This window comes from Streptococcus hyointestinalis, assembly GCF_041225505.1.
Taxonomy (GTDB): domain Bacteria; phylum Bacillota; class Bacilli; order Lactobacillales; family Streptococcaceae; genus Streptococcus; species Streptococcus hyointestinalis_B.
The window spans coordinates 1-1,620 of sequence record NZ_JBCLSK010000087.1 but is presented as its reverse complement, the minus strand read 5'-3'; the positions used below and the strand labels follow the sequence as shown (position 1 = coordinate 1,620).

Annotated in this window: 3 protein-coding genes; all 3 read right to left on the bottom strand. The window is 40.7% G+C overall.

What is annotated here, in order from left to right:
• Positions 1-272 (bottom strand): ParA family protein (locus tag AALA56_RS10035; protein ID WP_369909893.1); only part of this gene is annotated, 272 nt, incomplete at its 3' end.
• 145 nt (positions 273-417) lie between these two features.
• The gene (locus tag AALA56_RS10030) at positions 418-1,002 is read right to left on the bottom strand and encodes a hypothetical protein (RefSeq protein WP_369909892.1); all 585 of its coding nucleotides are present in this window, start codon (positions 1,000-1,002) and stop codon (positions 418-420) included.
• 14 nt (positions 1,003-1,016) lie between these two features.
• Positions 1,017-1,620 (bottom strand): CHAP domain-containing protein (locus tag AALA56_RS10025; RefSeq protein ID WP_369909891.1); only part of this gene is annotated, 604 nt, incomplete at its 5' end.

Below are 1,620 nucleotides of genomic sequence, written 5' to 3'. Positions count from 1 at the left end.
AGATCTAATTGCTCATCTGTTAAACGTTCATCACCACGGATTAAACTGAGGTTATCAGTGATACGGCAAATCTCATATTCACCAGTCGTAAAAATATCATAGATGGTTTTTTCGCTGGTAACATCAAAAGCATGGGTTAAATTGCATTCTCTCGCACCGTCAATCAACAATACTCGCTTGTTTTTAACCCGTGATAGCCAATCGCCTTCGTTAAAAGTATGAGTACTTTTGCCACCACCACCTTTGTCAATGTTTGTTGTTTGAATCTTCATAGAAAAGCTCCTTTAACATACAATTAGGTAGATATAAAGTTGTATAACTTTTTGTATCTTTATTTTAACGGATAGGAGGTGTTTTGTCAATAAAAAATACACAATTTATTATATAACTTATTGTGCATTTCTTTTTTCTTATGGTCTAGCCAAACGTGCCACCGATGTTACCACCTACATAGTTCTTCAGCTGAATTTGATTAACGGTTGTGTTGAAATTACCGACAAAATAACAATTATCTTCTCCTACCTTTGTTAAGACAATCAGAAACTGAACAACGTCATCATTGTCTGACTTCATCACCTCTAACTGAGAGGGCTGATAGCTGTACTGGTTCACAAGAAGTGCCATTGCCAACGTCTGAATCATGCTCTCCTGGCTCATGGATAAGTGGTTATCTAAGGTTCCTTTAAGCTCTGTTAAGGAACCAGTTTGACGAATGGCTGTCATTGCTTCATCAAAGGATTGGGCAACTTGTTGCTTCTGTTCCTCACTACTTTCTGTATAAGGATGCTCTAGCTTCAGTTTTGCAGTCCGATAGTTCTTCTCATCAGTCGTCTCTGGCTCTGCTTGAGATGAGCTTGACTTTGAAGAACTGGTTTGTGTCGTCTGAGTCTTTTGAGGTTTGTGGTTCCCACAAATATTTCTATAAACGAGTACGCCTGAAAAGAGGAGTAACAATCCGACGACAAGCACATAAATCATATTTTCTTTTATCCATTCTTTCATTTTAGTATCCCTCTTTAGCTACCAAGTTTAGGCTCTTTACCGTCTGGATACGCAAACGTTGTGACTTCTGCCTTTTGTTGCGCTGGTGTCCAAATGCGATAATTCCATGTATTAGGTCTATGGAAATAATTGGCTCCAGATAGCGGTGTATTCTGTTCGACAATCAAGATAGAACCATCTTCAAAGACATGACAGACAATGCCTGTGTGACCATAACCACCTCCTCCGTTCTGTGTCGAGAAGATAGCACCCTTTTTAGGGGTTGTTTTGACGCTATTGCCAAAAATACTTGCCCAAGCGGCTGCCTGGTCATTACCGTTAGCAACAACTGATCCTGAGTGTCCCCAGAGGTGATTTCCTAAACTAATGGTTAAGTCAACACATTGACCTGAGTTTTCAACCCAACCACTACCACCATAGACCAGTCCATTTTTAGAAGGGTCTATAATGTATTGCTTCAGACTGTCTGGTAAATCCTCTGGCTTATATCCCCAAGCTGTCGCATCGGCTGGAACCGTTCCTGTCCCATCTGTTGCGTCACCTGAAGAAGAATCGCTACAAGCCTTGCTATCGTTGCTGGTAAAGGTATCTGAGGGTGCATTTTCTCCAGATGAGGCT